Source organism: Occallatibacter riparius, assembly GCF_025264625.1.
In the GTDB taxonomy this organism is placed as follows: domain Bacteria; phylum Acidobacteriota; class Terriglobia; order Terriglobales; family Acidobacteriaceae; genus Telmatobacter; species Telmatobacter riparius.
The window spans coordinates 4,976,969-4,994,422 of sequence record NZ_CP093313.1 but is presented as its reverse complement, the minus strand read 5'-3'; the positions used below and the strand labels follow the sequence as shown (position 1 = coordinate 4,994,422).

At 61.4% G+C, this 17,454-nt stretch carries 16 protein-coding genes; 8 read left to right on the top strand and 8 right to left on the bottom strand.

The genetic code is table 11. The features are described 5' to 3' along the window. Nucleotides 1-25: 25 nt before the first annotated feature. Nucleotides 26-1,630, top strand: coding sequence for a S10 family peptidase (locus MOP44_RS20260; RefSeq protein WP_260792209.1), 1,605 nt, complete (start codon nt 26-28; stop codon nt 1,628-1,630). 73 nt (nt 1,631-1,703) lie between these two features. Here the strand turns inward: MOP44_RS20260 and MOP44_RS20255 are convergent, their stop codons facing one another. The 6 genes from MOP44_RS20255 to MOP44_RS20230 are packed head-to-tail and all read right to left on the bottom strand — an operon-like array spanning nt 1,704 to nt 8,000. Continuing rightward, entirely contained in the window at nt 1,704-2,753 is a 1,050-nt protein-coding gene (locus MOP44_RS20255) for a sugar phosphate isomerase/epimerase family protein (protein WP_260792207.1), read from the bottom strand. Nucleotides 2,754-2,765: 12 nt separating this feature from the next. Continuing rightward, nucleotides 2,766-3,908, bottom strand: coding sequence for a Gfo/Idh/MocA family protein (locus tag MOP44_RS20250; protein WP_260792205.1), 1,143 nt, complete (start codon nt 3,906-3,908; stop codon nt 2,766-2,768). A 39-nt stretch (nt 3,909-3,947) separates the two neighbouring features. Continuing rightward, complete coding sequence (locus MOP44_RS20245; RefSeq protein ID WP_260792203.1) at nt 3,948-4,583, bottom strand: methyltransferase family protein; 636 nt, start codon at nt 4,581-4,583, stop codon at nt 3,948-3,950. Between the two features lie 38 nt (nt 4,584-4,621). Beyond that, nucleotides 4,622-5,959 carry an MFS transporter gene (locus MOP44_RS20240; protein ID WP_260792201.1) on the bottom strand — a complete coding sequence of 446 codons (1,338 nt, stop codon included), beginning with the start codon at nt 5,957-5,959 and terminating at the stop codon, nt 4,622-4,624. A 10-nt stretch (nt 5,960-5,969) separates the two neighbouring features. Further along, a complete protein-coding gene (gene manD, locus MOP44_RS20235; RefSeq protein WP_260792199.1) occupies nt 5,970-7,178 on the bottom strand; it encodes a D-mannonate dehydratase ManD in 1,209 nt (402 codons plus the stop codon). A 48-nt stretch (nt 7,179-7,226) separates the two neighbouring features. Beyond that, entirely contained in the window at nt 7,227-8,000 is a 774-nt protein-coding gene (locus tag MOP44_RS20230) for an SDR family NAD(P)-dependent oxidoreductase (protein ID WP_260792197.1), read from the bottom strand. Between the two features lie 181 nt (nt 8,001-8,181). On the opposite strand from MOP44_RS20230, the gene MOP44_RS20225 reads away from it, so the two are divergent. From MOP44_RS20225 to recO, 4 genes are all read left to right on the top strand, one after another. Beyond that, nucleotides 8,182-9,276 (top strand): sugar kinase, encoded by a 1,095-nt coding sequence (locus MOP44_RS20225; protein ID WP_260792195.1) that lies wholly within the window; start codon nt 8,182-8,184, stop codon nt 9,274-9,276. 89 nt (nt 9,277-9,365) lie between these two features. Next, the gene (locus MOP44_RS20220) at nt 9,366-10,010 is read left to right on the top strand and encodes a bifunctional 4-hydroxy-2-oxoglutarate aldolase/2-dehydro-3-deoxy-phosphogluconate aldolase (RefSeq protein WP_260792193.1); all 645 of its coding nucleotides are present in this window, start codon (nt 9,366-9,368) and stop codon (nt 10,008-10,010) included. Nucleotides 10,011-10,132: 122 nt separating this feature from the next. After that, entirely contained in the window at nt 10,133-10,393 is a 261-nt protein-coding gene (locus MOP44_RS20215) for a 4Fe-4S dicluster domain-containing protein (RefSeq protein WP_260792191.1), read from the top strand. A 96-nt stretch (nt 10,394-10,489) separates the two neighbouring features. Continuing rightward, nucleotides 10,490-11,233, top strand: coding sequence for a DNA repair protein RecO (gene recO, locus MOP44_RS20210; protein WP_260792189.1), 744 nt, complete (start codon nt 10,490-10,492; stop codon nt 11,231-11,233). Here recO and MOP44_RS20205 read toward each other — a convergent pair. Continuing rightward, nucleotides 11,223-11,708 (bottom strand): hypothetical protein, encoded by a 486-nt coding sequence (locus MOP44_RS20205; RefSeq protein WP_260792183.1) that lies wholly within the window; start codon nt 11,706-11,708, stop codon nt 11,223-11,225. The two genes, recO and MOP44_RS20205, sit on opposite strands and share 11 nt — an antisense overlap. A gap of 142 nt (nt 11,709-11,850) precedes the next feature. On the opposite strand from MOP44_RS20205, the gene MOP44_RS20200 reads away from it, so the two are divergent. Together MOP44_RS20200 and glyS are read left to right on the top strand one after the other, a co-directional pair. Continuing rightward, nucleotides 11,851-12,819, top strand: a complete 969-nt coding sequence (locus tag MOP44_RS20200) for a glycine--tRNA ligase subunit alpha (RefSeq protein WP_260792182.1) — start codon at nt 11,851-11,853, stop codon at nt 12,817-12,819. 127 nt (nt 12,820-12,946) lie between these two features. Continuing rightward, nucleotides 12,947-15,052 (top strand): glycine--tRNA ligase subunit beta, encoded by a 2,106-nt coding sequence (gene glyS / locus MOP44_RS20195; protein WP_260792180.1) that lies wholly within the window; start codon nt 12,947-12,949, stop codon nt 15,050-15,052. 52 nt (nt 15,053-15,104) lie between these two features. Here the strand turns inward: glyS and uxaC are convergent, their stop codons facing one another. Then, entirely contained in the window at nt 15,105-16,499 is a 1,395-nt protein-coding gene (gene uxaC, locus MOP44_RS20190; protein ID WP_260792175.1) for a glucuronate isomerase, read from the bottom strand. 160 nt (nt 16,500-16,659) lie between these two features. Between uxaC and MOP44_RS20185 the strand changes: the two genes are divergently transcribed. Further along, a complete protein-coding gene (locus MOP44_RS20185; RefSeq protein WP_260792166.1) occupies nt 16,660-17,451 on the top strand; it encodes an SDR family NAD(P)-dependent oxidoreductase in 792 nt (263 codons plus the stop codon). Nucleotides 17,452-17,454 lie beyond the last annotated feature (3 nt).

The window sequence follows — 17,454 nt, the reverse complement described above, 5'->3', positions numbered from 1 at the left end:
AAAAGGTCTACTTCCCCTGTGTGCTTTGGTTACATTGTCGGCCTCGTTGGTGAACGGCGCGATGGTAGCGCAGGACAAGCCGGATGGCAGAAAGGACGCGGAGACAAAAGCGGCGGTGGCTACGCCGCAGGGTGATTCCGCTACAGATGGATCGGTCACGGTTGGAGGTCAGGCGATCGCTTATCGCGCCGTGGCTGGCGTGCTCACCGTGGGCTCGACGGATGCACAGGATGCGATGCTGGGCCTCGACGGCAAGTATCTGCCGGACTCAGGGATCGATTTGCCGGGCAAGCCTGAGGACCAGCCTGCTACTGCGCGGATGTTCTATACGGCGTACTTCAAGAAGGGCGCGCAAGCCGCGTCGCGCCCCATCACATTTCTCTATAACGGGGGGCCGGGCTCTGCGACGATGTACCTGCATATGGGTGCGTTCGGGCCGAAGCGCATTGTGACGCCGGACGGACAGCATCAGGCTGCGGCGCCCTATCCGCTGGTGGAGAACCAGTACAGCCTTCTCGACGTGAGCGATCTCGTGTTTATCGACGCGCCGGGAGCGGGTTTCAGCCGCGTGATGGGCAAGGATGCAGGCAAAGCGTTTTTCGGAACGGATGAGGATGCGCACGCCTTCGATCGGTTCATCCGGCGATTCCTGACGAAGTACAGCCGTTGGAATTCGCCCAAGTACATCTTTGGTGAGAGCTATGGCACGACACGTAGCGCAGTGCTAAGCCGGATGCTGCAGGGCGTGGATTTGAATGGCGTGGTGCTGCTGTCGCAGATTCTGAGCTTTGACAACAGCGCGGATGGGCCCGAGGGGAATCCCGGCACGGATCAGCCTTATTTTCTGTCGCTGCCTTCGATGGCGGCGACGGCGTGGTATCACCATCGTGTGCCGAATCAGACTGCGCAGCTCGAGCCATTTCTGCGCGAGGTGGAGCAGTTCAGCCTGGGCGAATATGCGAGCGCGCTGCTGCAGGGTGCCGATCTATCTGCGGACCGCAAGAAGGCTATCGCCGACAAGCTGCAGGGGTATACCGGCGTGCCTGCCGCGTATTGGATGAAGGCCAATCTGCGGGTGAGCGGCGGCGACTATTCAAAGGAGTTGCAGAGCGAGGAAGGGCTGACCACGGGGCGTCTCGATACGCGCTATCAAGGGCCGGACATGGATCGGCTGAGTAAGGAAGCGGAGTACGATCCGTTCACGAATTCGATTACGGCAGCCTATGTAACGGCGATCAATCAATACGCGCGCGAGGAGCTGAAGTACGGCGAGAACATGACCTACAAGCCGAGTGCGCGGCAGCCGGGCTGGCACTGGAACCTGGCGCACGTGCCTCCGGGCGGACAGGGCTGGGAGTCGAGCGTGAATGTGATGACCGATCTGGCGGTGGCGATGAAGCGCAATCCCAAGATAAAGGTGATGCTCATGGGCGGATATTTCGACCTGGGCACACTGTATTTCGGCGCCACGTATGAGATGAAGCATCTGCCGATGCCGCAGAGCCTGCAGTCGAATATCAGCTATCACTGGTTCCAGACGGGGCACATGGTTTATGTGAATGAAAGCGCGCTGAAGGAACTGCATGAGCAGACGGCGGCGTTTATTCGGGAGAATTCGGGAGTGAAGTAAAGGCCTGCAGCCAGTAGCCGGTAGCCTGTAGCTCGGAATCTGAAGGTACAGGCTGCCGACTACAAGCTACTCGCTAAGCGAGTCCGAGGATTTTGCGATTGCGTTCTTTGTCGGTGGACCCGCCGGCGAAGTCGTCGAAGGCTTTTTCGGTGACGCGGATGATGTGGTTCTGGATGAACGGAGCGCCTTCGGCTGCACCCTGCTCAGGATGCTTGAGGCAGCACTCCCACTCGAGGACGGCCCAGCCGGGATAGTCGTACTGTGCGAACTTCGAGAAGATCTGGCTGAAGTCCACTTCGCCGTCGCCGAGAGAGCGGAAGCGGCCCGCGCGCTCGACCCAGGGGAGATAGCCTCCGTAGACGCCGACGCGGCCGGTGGGGTTGAACTCTGCGTCCTTCACGTGGAAGGCGCGAATGCGCTGGTGGTAGATGTCGATGAACTCGAGGTAGTCGAGCTGCTGCAGCACCATGTGGCTGGGGTCGTAGAGGATGTTGGCGCGCGGGTGGTTGTCGACCGCGGCGAGGAAGCGCTCGAAGGTGACGCCGTCGTGGAGGTCTTCGCCGGGGTGCAGTTCGAAGCAGGCGTCGACACCGTTTTCTTCGAAGACGTTGAGGATGGGCAGCCAGCGGCGGCCGAGTTCGGCGAAGGATTCTTCGACAAGGCCCGCGGGGCGTTGTGGCCATGGGTAGAAGAACGGCCAAGCCAGCGCGCCCGAAAACGTTGCGTGCGCGTTGAGTCCGAGATTGCGACTGGCCTTTGCGGCCCAGTGTAACTGCTGCACGGCCCACTGCTGGCGCGCCTGCGGATCGAGGCCGGCGGGGGCGAAGTCCGCGAACATTGCATCGTAAGCCGGATGCACGGCGACGAGCTGGCCCTGGAGATGCGTGGAGAGCTCGGTGATGGCCACGCCGGCATCGCGCGCGGTGCCGAGGATCTCGTCGCAGTAGGCCTGGCTGTCGGCGGCCTGCTGGAGATTGAATAGACGCGCGTCCCACGTGGGGATCTGGATGCCGACGAAGCCGAGGTCAGCGGCCCAGCGAGCCATGTTGGCGAGCGTGTTGAATGGCGGGTTGTCGCCGGCGAACTGCGCTAGAAAAATGCCCGGTCCTTTGATGGTCTTCATTGTGTCTTCTCCCTAAAACTCAACCCAGTTGCCGGTTTTGTTGCTTTCAATGGCGCGATCGATGAAACGCATGCCGCGGACGGCAGCGCGGATGCCGGGCAGCGTGGCGGGCGCTTCGGCCTTGGTCGCGCGCCAGGCTTCGAGCCAGTCGGCGAATTCGCGATAGAGCACTGCAAACGCTTCGAAGTAGCCTTCGGGGTGGCCGCCAGGCAGGCGCGCTACGGCGCGGGCATCGGCGGAGAGATAGCCAGCCGACGCGTGGCGTGTCTCGTCTGGGCCGGTGTTGCGGCGGAGGAGCAGCGTGTTGGGATTCTCCTGCTGCCAGTGGAGGCTGGCCTTCTCGCCATAAACGCGGATGCGGATGCCGTTGCCCTCGCCCGCGGCGATTTGCGAGGCGAGCAGAATGCCCTGCGCGCCGTTGCTGAGCTTGAGGAGCGCGGTGCAATCGTCGTCGACGCGGCGGCCTTCGACTACCGAGCGGAGAGTGCCCTGCAGCGCGGTGACGTCGAGGCCCGTGATGTACTCGAGCAGATGGAAGGCGTGGGTGCCGATGTCGCCGATGCAGCCGCCGGGGCCGCTGATTTTGGGATCGGCGCGCCATGAGGCTTGCTTCTGTCCGGTTTCTTCGAGCTTATCGCTGAGCCAGCCCTGGAGGTATTCGACGACGACCTTGCGGATGGGGCCGATCTCGCCGGCTGCGCAGAGAGCGCGCGCATCGCGGACCAGGGCGTATCCCGCATAGGTGTGGGTGAGGCCGTAGGGCAGTCCAGCCTTCATGACGACCTTCTCGAGTTCGAGGACCTCGTCGTAGGTGGCCGTCGCGGGCTTGTCGCTCATGACCGGGATGCCGGCCTCAAGCGCGGCCTTGGCGATGGGAAGATGCGTGCTGTTGGGCGTGGCGATGACGATGAAGTCGATGCCGTCTTCGCGCTGCTTCTCCTTCGCGATCATCTCGTCGTAGCTGCCGTAGGCGCGGGCGGGATCGATGCGGTAGGAGGCACCGGCGGCTTTCGATTTCTCGGGTGACGACGAAAACGCTCCGGCAACCATTTCAATGCGGCCGTCCAGTTCGGCGGCGACGCGGTGCACCGCACCAATGAATGCGCCGGGGCCGCCGCCTACCATTCCCATGCGAAGCTTTCGTGATTCTGCCATCAGTCCTCTCTCTTTTGGTCAATACGGTTGCAGGCTTTCTCACCAGACATAGGGAACAAGCCTGTGTCGCACGGTTCCGCGGTACTCCGCATAACCCGGCAGTTCCCTGACAAGCAGCTTCTCTTCATCCAGAAGGCGCCAGACAATCGCGATCGTCATGACTATGTTTACGAGCTCACCCAACCACGATCCTAGCGCCAAAGGAATCCCAAACAGCATAATCAATGCCCCGGTATACAGGGGATGGCGAACGAGCGCATACGGCCCGGTGGAGATGACCTTCTGGTTTTCGGCGACTTCGATTGTGGCGGAGGTAAAAGAGTTTGCCCTGAATACTGCGAAGGTAATCCAGAAGCCGATGAGCATCATGATGGCGCCTGCGATGGACGCCCATGAAGAAACGGGTGACCAGCCAAATCGGCGATCGAATGCGGGGAGGACGAAATCGGCGATGAAGACAACCAATGCGATTGCCTGAACGATCTTCTGGCCGATTTCTTTTTCGTCCTTGGGCCCTGCTTTGAGACGGCGTTCGAGTAAGGCTGGATCATTTTTCGCGACATAGACTGTGATGACGCAGGAAGGTATGAAGAAAGCGGCCAGGGCGGTCCAACCCTGCCAGTAATGGAGAGTCCAGGGAGGGCCGAAGACCGCAATAAACAACACGACAAACATCCGCAGAATCCCAAGGACGGCCTTGCGGTGCAGTGGATTCATGACAAGCCGGAGGTTCCGAGTTGCGCTCGTTTCAGTCCTGGCGCGAGGGTGCGAAGCAGGAGCAGCGCCACGAGATAGGCGCAGCCGGAATAGAGAAACAGCGGGACGTAGCTGTGCGTCAGCTGCAGGATGTTTCCGGCGATGGGCTGAAAAATGGCTCCGCCGAGCGCGCCGGCAACCTGGCCGAAGCTTACGACGGTGCCCACGTGCTCTGAGGGAAACATGTCAGACGCGGTGGTAAAGATGTTTGCCGACCAGCCCTGATGTGCAGCAGCGGCCAGCGATAACAGAGCCACTGCGATCCACTCGGAACTGAGGCTTCCGGCGGTAAGCACCGGCAGAACGCAGCAGGCGCAGGTGAGCATTGCCGCAAGCCGCGCGCGCTTGAGCTGCATGCCGACACGCATGTATCCGCGCGGGAGCCAACCACCGTAGACGCTGCCGATGGTGGAGACGACATACACCGTGACGAGCGGCGGACCGATGTGCGTGAGATCGAGCGCGAAACGCGAATGGAAGTACTGCGGCAGCCAGAAAAGGAAGAACCACCAGACGGGGTCGGTGAGGAACTTGCCCACCATGAATGCCCATGCCTGGCGATGCTTGAGCAGGCTCCACCAGGGAACAACCGAGGCAGGTGGAGCGATGACGATGTGTCCGCGCGACTGGTCCATGGTTTCGTGCGGCCGCCGATAGCGGATCGACCACCAGACGATCCAGATGGCGGAGAAGATGCCGGTGATGAGGAATGCAGCGCGCCAGCCGAAGTGGAGTGCCACCCACGGCACAGCGAGCGGCGCTAGAATTGCGCCCACGCCCGCGCCGGAGTTGAAAATTCCGGTGGCGAGCGAGCGTTCTTTAGGCGGGAACCACTCCGCTGTTGCCTTGATGGCTGCGGGGAAGTTGCCGCTTTCGCCGAGGCCGAGGAAGAAGCGCGCGATGCCGAAGCCCATGACGGTGCGCACCAACGCATGCGCCATGGCCGCGAGGCTCCAGAGGCCGGTGACGATGGGATAGCCTTTGCGGCAACCGACGCGGTCTACGAAGCGGCCGGCGAAGATGACGCCCAATGCGTATGCTACCTGGAACGCGGCGAGGATGTATCCGTACTCGCGGTCGGTGACGTTGATGGTAGTTTCGAAGGAAGGCCAACCGGGGAACAGGGGCTGCAGTTGAATCGTCTGGCCGTGTAGGATCGGCTTGAGGATCGAGAGCACCTGGCGATCGACGTAGTTGATCGTCGTGGCCACGAAGAGCATGGCGCAGATGGTCCAGCGACCGCGCAATGGGGGCGGTTCAGCTAGAGACTCGATGGGTTCTTCGCTTGCGTTCATGCGGTCGGGGTTACCAGTCTGTCAGGGTGCCGTCGATTTTGCGATTCACGGGAAGATAGGCGCGCTGGTAAGGATACTTTGCGGCAAGCGCCTCGTCGAGATCGACTCCGAGACCCGGCGCATCACCGGGATACATGTAGCCGTCTTTGAAATAGTACTGGTGCGGAAACACAGCGTCGGTTTCGTCGGTGTGCGGCATGTGCTCCTGAATGCCGAAGTTGTGGATGGCCGTGTCGAAGTGGAGCGCGGCGGCCATGCATACCGGGGAAAGGTCGGTGGCGCCATGGCAGCCGGTCTTGACGTGATAGAGCTCCGCGAAATCCGCCAGCTTCTTCATTGGCGTAAAGCCGCCGGCATGCGTGAGCGTGGCGCGGATGTAGTCGATCCACTGGTTGCGGATGAGATCGTGCGCATCCCAAAGAGAATTGAAGACTTCACCGACTGCGAGCGGTGTTGTGGTGTGCTCGCGTATCGTTCGGAAGCCCTCCTGCAACTCGGCTGGCGTCGGGTCCTCGATCCAGAAGAGATGGAAGGGCTCGAGTTCCTTGCCGAGGCGCGCGGCTTCGATGGGCGTTAGGCGATGGTGGCAGTCGTGGAGCAGGTAGAGGTCTTCGCCGAAAGCTTCGCGCACGCGAGCAAACAGCTTGGGTACTGAGCGTAGATAGGGCTCGGTTTCCCATTCGTACTCGGAGGGAAGGCCGCGCTCAGCAGGCTCGTAGCGGCCGGGGCCCTTCGCGACGCCATAGGTGGACTTGAGGCCTGCAATGCCGCTTTGCACGCGAATGGCGCGATAGCCGAGGTTTTTGTGGTGCGCGACATCTTCCAGGGCTGCGTCGATGTCTTTGCCGAAGGCGTGACAGTAGACGAGCACGCCGTCGCGGCTCTTGCCGCCGAGCAGGTTGTAGACGGGCGTGTTGAGCGCCTTGCCCTTGATATCCCAGAGGGCCATGTCAACTGCGCCGATTGCGGACATGGTCACCGGGCCGCGACGCCAGTAGGGGCCGCGATAGAGGTACTGCCAGATATCCTCGGTCTGGAAGGGGTCGCGGCCGATGAGGCATGGGATCACGTGGTCGGTGAGATAGCTGGCGACCGCGAGTTCGCGCCCGTTCAACGTGCCGTCGCCGAGGCCGTAGATGCCTTCATCCGTCTCAATCTTGAGCGTGATGAAGTTGCGGCCCGGCGAGGTGATGTTGACGTACCCATTGGTGATTTTCAAAAGCAGCTCCTAGCTTCTAGCTACTAGCTTCTGGCCCTTGGAGGCGCCTTATCGATTGACGCCGCTGGCGAGGAAGCCGCCATCGACGGCGATGATTTCGCCGGTGACGTAGGCGGAGGCTTCGGAGGCGAGGAAGATCGCCGCGCCCTGCAGTTCCTCGGCTTTGCCAAAGCGCTCCATAGGCACGCGCATGTGCAGTTCCTCGCCGCGCGGAGTGCCGGTGATCAGCTTGGCGTTCAGCTCAGTGGGGAACATTCCGGGCGCGATGGCGTTGACGTTTACGCCGGTCTTGGCGAGTTCGATGGCCAGCACCTTGGTGAGCGAACCAACGGCCGCCTTGCTTGCTGAGTAGGCGGCGACCTGGAAGAAGCCGAGGAACGTTGTGAGCGATGCGATGTTGATGATGCGGCCGTAGCCCGCGTTCACCATCGTTTTGCCGAAAATTTGGCAGGACCGCAGAGTGCCAGTGAGGTTGGTTTCGATGACGCGCGACCACTCCGCTTCACTCTCGTCGAGGGTGGCGGATTTGTGCGTAACACCGGCGGCGTTCACCAGGATATCGATCTTGCCGAATTCCTTGATGGCGGCGTCGTGCAGCGCCTGGATCGAATCGCGGTTCAGCACGTCGCTTGTAACGCGCAGCGTTCGGCGGCCTAATGCTTCAATCTCGGCTGCGACCTTGTCTACTTGCTCGGTGCGGCGCGAACTGGCGACGACGTCGGCTCCTGCTTCAGCTAGGCCAAGTGCGATGGCGTGGCCAAGGCCTGTCGTGCCGCCAGTGACCACGGCAACGCGGCCCTTCAGATCAAATAGCTTGCTCATTTTGTATGACTCCCGTACACCGGTTCACTTTACAGGATGGGGTGGAGTGCGGTCATGAGTACTTCCTGCCGACGCAAGAAATCTATCATGTAAGTCGATTTACTCATGCTTGGCGGAGCGCACCGCTTTGGGGTATGGCCACTGCGTTAGAGTGGTCTATAGGCATTTCCAAGGGAGCTCGATGGATACGATTGTTGTTCCTGAATCCCGCAGATGGGATTGTTTGAGCCTGGGCGAAGTGATGTTGCGGCTCGATCCCGGTGAAGGGCGAATACACACCACGCGGCGGTTCGATGTGTGGGAGGGCGGCGGCGAGTACAACGTGGCTCGCGGGCTTCGGCGTTGTTTCGGGCTCAAGACTGCGATAGCAACTGCACTGGCCGACAACGCGACGGGCCGGCTGGTGGAGGATCTGATCCTGCAGGGCGGCGTGGACAGTTCCCTTCTCCGCTGGGTGAAATATGACGGTGTTGGCCGCGAAGTGCGGAACGGACTGAACTTCACGGAGCGCGGATTCGGCATGCGCGCGGCGGCTGGATGCAGCGATCGCGGACATACCGCGATGAGCCAGGTGAAGCGCGGCGACTTCGACTGGAAGGCGATCTTCGGCGAGCGGAACGGCGCGCGCTGGTTCCATACAGGCGGGATTTTTGCGGCGTTGTCCGAGTCGACGGCGGACGTGGCACTAGAAGCGATGCAGGTGGCCTGGGATACTGAGACGCCCATATCATTCGACCTGAACTATCGCGAGTCGTTGTGGAAGTCGATTGGCGGTAAAGAGCGCGCGCAGGAAGTGAATCGCGAACTGGTGCGAAAGGTCGACGTGCTGCTCGGCAATGAGGAAGACTTCTCCGCCATGCTGGGCGTCGAGATCAAGGGTGTGACTGAGGACTTCGGCGAACTGCCCATTGCGAGCTACGAGGAGATGCTGCGCGAAGTGGCGGCGGCGTATCCCAATCTCAAGGTGGTGGCGAGCACATTGCGTACCGCGCACACGGCGACGCGCAATGCCTGGGGCGCGATTGCGCTGTACAACGGCGAGATTGCGCACGTTCCGCAACGTGAGATAGAAATTTTCGATCGCGTAGGCGGGGGCGACAGTTTCGCTTCGGGCCTTGTCTACGGTTTCCTTGCAGGCAAGGGCTTTGAATGGGCTGTGAAGTGTGGCGTAGCGCACGGAGCGCTTGCTATGACGACCCCAGGCGATACCAGCATGGCTTCGCTGGCCGAAGTGGAACGGGCGATGAAGGGCGGCGGGGCGCGGATCGCGCGGTGAATTGAGTTGTCAGTTTTCAGTTGTCAGAAGTCGGGTTCGAGCTTCTGATGCCGAGTCATGGTGGTCCAGGTCCAACAAGGAAGATAAAGATGGCGGAAACTACAGCAGAACGAATTGAACGCGTTGGGCTAATTCCGGTCCTCCGGGCGAAGAACGCAAAACAGGCACATGCGGTCGTGGATGCCATGATCGCCGGTGGAATCACCGTGGTTGAAGTCACCATGACGGTTCCCGGCGCGATTGACGTGCTGCGGGATTTGAAGCAGAAGTACGGCGAGGAACTTCTGCTCGGGTCCGGGACGGTAACGACTGCGAAGGAAGCCGAGGCCACCATTGAGGCCGGCGCAGAGTTCGTTGTCAGCCCGAGCCTGCACCCCGAGGTGATTCAGGCGACCAAGGCGGCGCACAAGCTGTCAGTGCCGGGAGCGCTGACCCCGACTGAGGTGATTACGGCGCATCGGGCAGGGGCGGACTACGTGAAGATCTTTCCCTGCTCGGCGATGGGAGGCGCGCCATATTTGAAAGCTCTGCTCGCTCCGTTCCCGTTTCTGAAACTGATCCCTACAGGCGGGGTGACGGTGGATACGGCGGAGAGCTTCCTGAAGGCCGGAGCACGCGCGCTGGGGGTGGGCAGCGATCTCGTGAATCTAACGGCGGTGGATGAGGGCAGGCCGGAGGTGATCACGGAGGCGGCGCGAGCTTATCTCCAGATCTTTCAGAGGCTCAGGGCATAGGCTCTGGCCCGTTCGGCCAGGGCTTCCCGCATGGCAAAACTCATTGAATGAGTGTTGACCGAGGCAAAGGGGTCCTGTGCTATTCTCAGCGTCGAGAGTTCCCTAACCGGAGACAGAACAAGATGGCATATGTGATTGCAGAACCCTGTATCGGCACCAAGGACACCGCCTGCGTAGATGCGTGTCCGGTCGATTGCATCCACCCCAAGAAGGACGAGGACGGTCACGACGGAGCCGATCAGCTGTTCATCGATCCGGTCGAGTGCATCGACTGCGGCGCCTGCGTTCCGGCCTGCCCGGTGTCCGCCATCTTCGCGGCAGACGATCTGCCGGAGAAGTGGGCGCATTTCACCGAGAAGAACGCCGCGCATTTCGGCCGCTAAACCACCACGCTCACTGCGACTACGGCTTTCGTGTGTCATCGACGCGCATCCTGCTCCGGCGGGATGCGCGTTTGTGTTTTGAGATGAGGGATCGGAATGGCCGTTCTCACTTCTGAAGCCGTGGTTCTGCGCACGTGGCCCGTGCATGAAGCTGACCTCATCGTCAGCCTCTTCACGCGCGACTACGGCAAGCTCCGCGGGGTGGCCAAGTCGGCTCTGAAGAGCCGCAAGCGTTTCGGTGGCGCTCTTGAGCCGATGACAATCGCCCGCGCCTGGTTCGCCGAAAAACCCAAGCAGGACCTGGTGCGGCTGGATCAGCTCGAGATCATCACTTCCCCGCTCTCTCGGCCAGTGGACGCCACCCGACTCGGCGTTCTGAGCTTCTATGCCGAAGTGCTTGAAGAGGCACTGCCGGAGCGCGATCCGCAGGAAACGATTTTCCGACTGGCGAATTCAGTGCTGGAGCAGACCACTGCCGAGCGTCCTTGGATGCCACTGACCTACTTCACCCTATGGATGACGCGGCTGATGGGCCTGCTGCCGGATATTTCGCACTGCACCATCTGCGGTGAGGCCCTTGGCTCGGACGAGGTCAACTTCAACTCCCATGCCGATGGGCTTTTCTGCGCGGTGCACCGGCACACCAGCGATACCCTGCTCTCGCCGGATTCCTGGCAGATGGCTTTGCGGATGCTTCGCGCGCCAGTTGCGAGCTTCGCGGCTGAAGACTGGCCGAGGCGCAGGGGGCAGGATCTGCGGCGGTTCATGCAGCACACGCTGGAGCGGCATATGGAGCGGAAACTGCGGTCCGCAGAGGCCCTGGCGCGCCTCAGCGGATAGCAGTTCCGGCGTCACGCCGCACTTGCGGCACTTGGCTGAGCCAGTCGTAGAAGTCCGAATCGAAGTTGAAGTACCGGGTGAATTCCAGTGCACGTTTGCTTGGATCGACAGGGTCCAGCCGGATATAGCGCGTGGTTACGCCATCTGAGTCGGTGGTCTCGTACTCGCGCTTGCCGCGAATCTCAGCGAACGACAGCTTCCTGTTCGAGAAGAACGTCTGCAGCTCGATGGCGTCCGAATAGAGGACCACAAAGCTGTTGAAGTAATGGGCAGTCATGCACGCACCCACCACTGTGAGCACGGCAGGCGCGACAAAGCTGATCGTATTCAGCGGCCGACTGCCTGAGAGCATCGGGGCCCAAAGACTGATCATGCCGGTACCCGAGAACCCCAGGAAGAACAGGGCGAAGATGCGCAGCCACCACTTCGGCCGGTATCGCCTCACTGCGGGAGTGCCGCTGGCTGATTGGGACATTGCATCCTGTCTACCAGAGAAACAGGCCGCGCTGCATGAAAAATTGGATCTCCCGTCGCGGTGGAGCCCGCACGATGCGACTGTTAAAATCTAGCTGAGTCCCATCCGATCTGCGCCAGCAGCGCAGCAAGAGAGAGGATACGTGTCTTCATCAACGCTTTCCACCAACCAGGCAGGCTCCGGCGCCAAGACCGCGCTGACTTTCCAGGACCTGCTCTTCCGGCTGCAAGGCTTTTGGGCCGAGCGCGGATGCGTGCTGCAGCAGCCTTACGACGTTGAAGTCGGCGCGGGCACCATGTCGCCAGAGACGTTCTTGCGCGTGCTGGGGCCCAAGCCGTACAAGGTCGGCTATGCGCAGCCTTCGCGCCGCCCCGCGGACGGCCGCTACGGCGAGAACCCCAACCGCCTGTTCAAGCACACGCAGTTCCAGCTCATCCTAAAGCCGCCGCCGGAGAACGTGCAGGAGCTCTATCTGCAGTCGCTCGAAGCCATCGGCATCGACCTGCGCCAGCACGACCTCAAGTTTGAAGAAGACAACTGGGAGTGGCCCGCGGGCGGGGCCTGGGGCGTCGGCTGGCAGGTGATGCTCGATGGCCTCGAGATCACGCAGTTCACCTATTTCCAGCAGTGCGGTGGCCTTGACCTCGACCCTATGTGCGCCGAGCTGACATATGGGCTGGAGCGTATTGCTAAGTACCTGCAGGATGTGAAGTCGATCTACGACATCGTTTGGTCGCGCGATCCCGAGACCGGCGAAGAGGTCACCTACGGCGACGTCCGCCTGGCCGAAGAGCTTCAGTTCTCGGTGTACAACTTCGAGTATGCCGACGTGCCACGCCTCTGGGATCACTTCAACTCGTTCGAGGCGGAAGCCAAGTCGCTGCTCGCGCAGGCAAACACGCTGCTGAATGACGATAACGCTAGCGCGACAGATAAGCGCCGCTTCCCGCTGCTGGCCACGTATGAGCTTGCGCTGAAATGCTCGAACCTGTTCAACCTGCTCGATGCCCGCGGCGCCATCAGCGTGACCGAGCGCGTCGGCATCATCGGGCGTATCCGCAACCTAGCAGTGGGCGTGGCCAAGGCATACGCGCTGCAACAGGCGGCCTAGAGAAAGCCAGAAGCCGGTAGCTCGCAGCCTGTAGATACCGGCATCCGGCTCCCAACCATACGCTTCGTGTTCTCTCTTTCGCTACGAGCTACAGGCTACGGGCTGAAGGACCAGGAAAGACTTTCACATGGCAGATTTTCTACTCGAAGTAGGTCTCGAAGAAGTACCCGCCCGCATGATTGCCTCGGCTGAGGCAGAGCTCGGCCGCCGCGTTACTGACCTGCTTACGCGCGAGCGTCTGCTCGACGCCGGCGCGACGGTCACCACCTACTCCACTCCGCGCCGACTGGCTGTCGTGGTGGAAGGCGTTCTTGCCGCGCAGGCTGACATTGAAGAGCAGCTCACTGGCCCCTCGTGGGCCGTGGCCTTCAAAGACGGTTCTCCCACCAAGGCAGCCGAAGCCTTTGCGAAAAAGGCCGGCGTGGATGTGAGCGCGCTCTCCAAGGTCACCACGCCCAAGGGTGAATACATTGGCGCATCCGTGAAGCGCGCGGGCCGTTCAGCGGCGGAGATTCTGCAAGGCGATCTGCCCAAGGAAGTGCTCTCTATCTACTGGGCGAAGAACATGTATTGGCGCGCGGGGAAGCCGGAGCGGTTTGTGCGGCCGGTGCGCTGGGTTGTGGCGCTGCTTGATTCGGATGTGGTGCCAGTCGAGATTGCCGGGATTGCTGCTGGGAGTGCCAGCCGCGGACATCGCGTGCTGCACGGTGCAGAGCCGGTGACGATCGGATCGCCAAAGGGCTACGCGGAGAATCTGCGCGCCGCAAAGGTGATTGTTGATGTGGCAGAGCGGCGGCAGGTGATTCGCAAAGCGCTGGATAAGGTGACGCGTACTGTTCCCGGAGCGCGCTGGCGTGAGGACGAGGCTCTGGTCGAGACCGTTACGCACCTCACAGAGTGGCCGTCGGCGATTATTGGCGAATTCGAGCAGGAGTATCTCGCGCTGCCGGAGGAAGTCCTGGTCACGGTGATGCGCGACCACCAGAAGTATTTTGCGGTGGAAGACGCCAACAAGAAACTTGCTCCACACTTCCTCGCCGTTCTCAACACGGAAGTCGACGAAGAAGGTCAGCAGATCATTCGGAATGGAAATGCACGCGAGCTGCGGGCGCGGTTCAAGGATGCACAGTTCTTCTGGGACTTTGACCAGAAGACTCCGCTAGCAAAGCGGGTGGAGAGCCTGAAGAACGTCACCTTCCAGAAGGAACTGGGCAGCTATTGGGACAAGACCGCCGCCAACGAAAGGATCGCGAAAGAGCTTGCGGGCATTCTTGCCCTGAAGCACATCGCGATCGACTCGGCGGCTCTTCATCAGGCCGTCACCCTGGCCAAGGCGGACCTCACCACAGAGCTGGTGAAGGAATTCACCGAGCTGCAGGGGATTGTGGGTGGACTCTACGCCCGAAGCCAGGGACTTAGTGAGGTTGTGTCGTCAGCAATCTACCACCAATATTTGCCGGCGTCGGGTGACGACCCGATTCCGCCCAGCGGCGAAGGGCAGCTGCTCGGTCTGGTCGACCGGGTCCAGACGATCGTGGCGATGTTCGCTATTGGTCTGGAACCAACTGGATCAAGGGATCCATTTGCTCTGCGCAGAGCTGCGAACGGGATCGTCAAGATTCTGGCGGAATCAGAATTGCCACTGAGAGTGGACGAGTTGCTGGCAATCGCGGCTGCCGAGGTCGACCAGAGCGACAAGGCTGAAGCCAAATTGCCCTCGCTCGTAGCTTTCTTCAAGGAGAGGCTGCACTTCTACCTCAAAGACGTACGCGGATTCGCCTACGACGTGATCAATGCGGTTTTGTCCGCCGGTTCCGACGATGTGCGCGATGCGATCGCTCGTGCCGAGGCGCTCACTGCGGTGCGCGGCTCCGAGGACTTCGCAGCCGTTTCCGCCGCCTTCAAGCGCATCAAGAACATCCTCAAGCAGGCCGAGGAGAAGAAGATCCCGTTGGGCTCGGTGAAAGACGCCAAGCTCGCGACCGAGGCGCAGCAGTTGGCGGATGCAGCGGGGTCGCTCGCTCCGCGGGTGGCGAAGTTGCGCCAGGAGCGCGCCTATGAGGCCGCACTAAGCGAAATAGCGACGCTGCGGCCCACGGTGGATTTGTTCTTCGATAAGGTGATGGTGCTCGATCCGGATGAGACGGTGCGCGGCGCAAATCTGGCGCTGATCGATGAAGTGCTGCGGAACTTCTCGGGGATCGCGGACTTCAGCGAGATCGTGACGAGCTAGGCCCTATCTTTTTGCCTAAACGGGTGTTGTAGCGGGGATCAGGAGATCCCCGCTACAGCTTGTAGGCCTTCCGCACCAAGCCCACGGTCAGTTCGCGGGCGACGTCTGCTGCCTCATCCTCTTCGAGCCGATGATCGGCTACCAGCTCGGCCAGGAATGCCGCATCGATTCTGCGGGCCACATCGTGGCGCGCCGGAATGGACAGGAATGCCCGCGTGTCGTCGTTGAAGCCGACGGTGTTGTAGAAGCCAGCGGTCTCGGTCGCCATTTGGCGGAAGCGGCGCATGCCTTCGGCACTATCGTGGAACCACCATGGCGGCCCCAGCCTGAGGCACGGATAGTGCCCGGCAAGGGGCGCCAGTTCCCTGCTGTAGGTGGTCTCGTCGAGCGTGAACAGGATGATGGTGAGGTTGCGCTCGTTGCCGAACCGGTTGAGTAGAGGCCGCAGCGCTTCTACGTAGTTGGTCGGCGCGGGAATATCGGCGCCCATGTCGCGGCCGTATCTCGCGAACAAATGCGCGTTGTGATTGCGCACAGAGCCGGGATGAATCTGCATCACCAGGCCGTCTTCGACGCTCATGCGCGCCATCTCGGTGAGCATCTGCCCGCGGAAGATCTCGAGATCGGCGGCATAGGCCGTGCCCTTGATGACCTGTTCGAACAACTCCGCTGCGCTGGTTTCGCCCAGGTCTTCGGTAAGAGCGGTGGGATGGCCGTGATCGGTGGCCGTTGCCCCCAGCGATTTGAAGAATTCGCGTCGGGTTTGTAGTGCGCGCAGGTACCCGCGCCAGCTGAAGGTGTCTTCGCCGGTGAGCGCGCCGAGCGCGCGAACATTGTCGGCAAAACCAGGAGACTGCGGGTCTACGACTGGATCAGGTCGGAAGGTGGGAACGATGCGCCCCTTCCATCGCGAACTGCGGATCGCCTGGTGATCGGCGAGGTAGTCGAGAGGCGAGTCTGTCGTTGCCAGCACCTCGATGTTGAACTTCTCGAACAGCGCGCGCGGCAGGAATTCCGGCGTGGCCAGCTTGGCGGCTATCACGTCGTAGTAGTGGTCGGCGTTGGCGGCTGAGAGCCGGTCCGTCAGCCCGAATAGCTCCTGAAAGGCATAGTCAAGCCAGAGCCGCGTGGGCGTGCCGCGGAACAGATAATAATGCTTGGCAAAGGTGCGCCACACCTTGCGCGGATTCTCGATGTGGTCCTTGCCGATTTCGAGTTCTTCAAGCGTGACGCCCTGGCTGTACAGCATGCGGAAGACGTAGTGGTCGGGCTGCACGAAGAGCTTTACGGGATCGGGGAACGGCTCATTGCGCGCAAACCACGAGGCCTGCGTGTGTCCGTGGGGGCTCACAATCGGCAGCGCGCGAATCCCCTGATATAAGCGCCGTGCAATGGCCCGTGTTGTCTCGTCTGCCGGGAACAGCCTGTCGTCGTTCAGAAGTGCCACCCTGAGTCCCCTCTCCTGGTTCCTCTTGCCCGCTACCAGTATCGTTCATCGCGCCCGTGTCTGTGCACAAGGCGCGGCTCCGGCGGGTCTGAGCGGCTATGCTGGATGGTTACAACAAATCATCGCTGCGCTCGACGCAGTTGGCTTCAGGAAGTTCTTCATGAACAACTCATCATCGTCTTCTGATGTGCAATCGCCGTTCCGGCTCGACGGCCGCCACGCTCTCGTCACGGGCGGCGCCAGCGGCATAGGTGAAGCCACGGTCCGGGAGCTTGTTCGCGCCGGGGCTTTCGTATGGATTGCCGATATCAATCTGCCCGCAGCGCAGGCTCTCGCTGAATCCACGGGCTCAGCGCAGGCCATCGCGCTCGATGTCACCAGTCAGGAGTCAATCGCTACGACAGTCGCGCAGGTGCAGCGGCTCGACATTCTCGTCAACAATGCAGGCATCGGCCACGTGGGATCGATTGAGGCGACCGAGCCTGAGGATTTCGACCGGCTGCTGAACGTGAATGTGCGCGCCGTTTACCTTGTGACGCGCGCGTTTCTGCCGCTGCTGCTGGCCGCGCAGGACGAGCGGCACTCGGGCAACATCGTAAACATCGCGTCTGTGGCTGGGCAGGTCGGCATCCGGCAGCGTTTCGCCTATTGCACTACCAAAGGCGCGGTGATCGCGATGACAAAGCAGCTTGCGGTGGAGTTCCCCAAGACGCTGCGCGTGAATGCCATCTGCCCGGGGACGGTGGAGACGCCGTTTGTCGAGGGCTATCTGGAGAAGTTCCACAAGCACAACAAGGAAGAGATTCGCGCGGAGCTGCGGGCGAGGCAGCCTATCGGGCGGCTGGGCAGGCCTGAGGAGGTCGCGGCCATGGTGCGCTATCTCGCGTCCGACGAGGCTGCGTTTATCACCGGAGCGGCGCTGGCTATTGACGGCGGGTGGACCGCGGCTTAGATT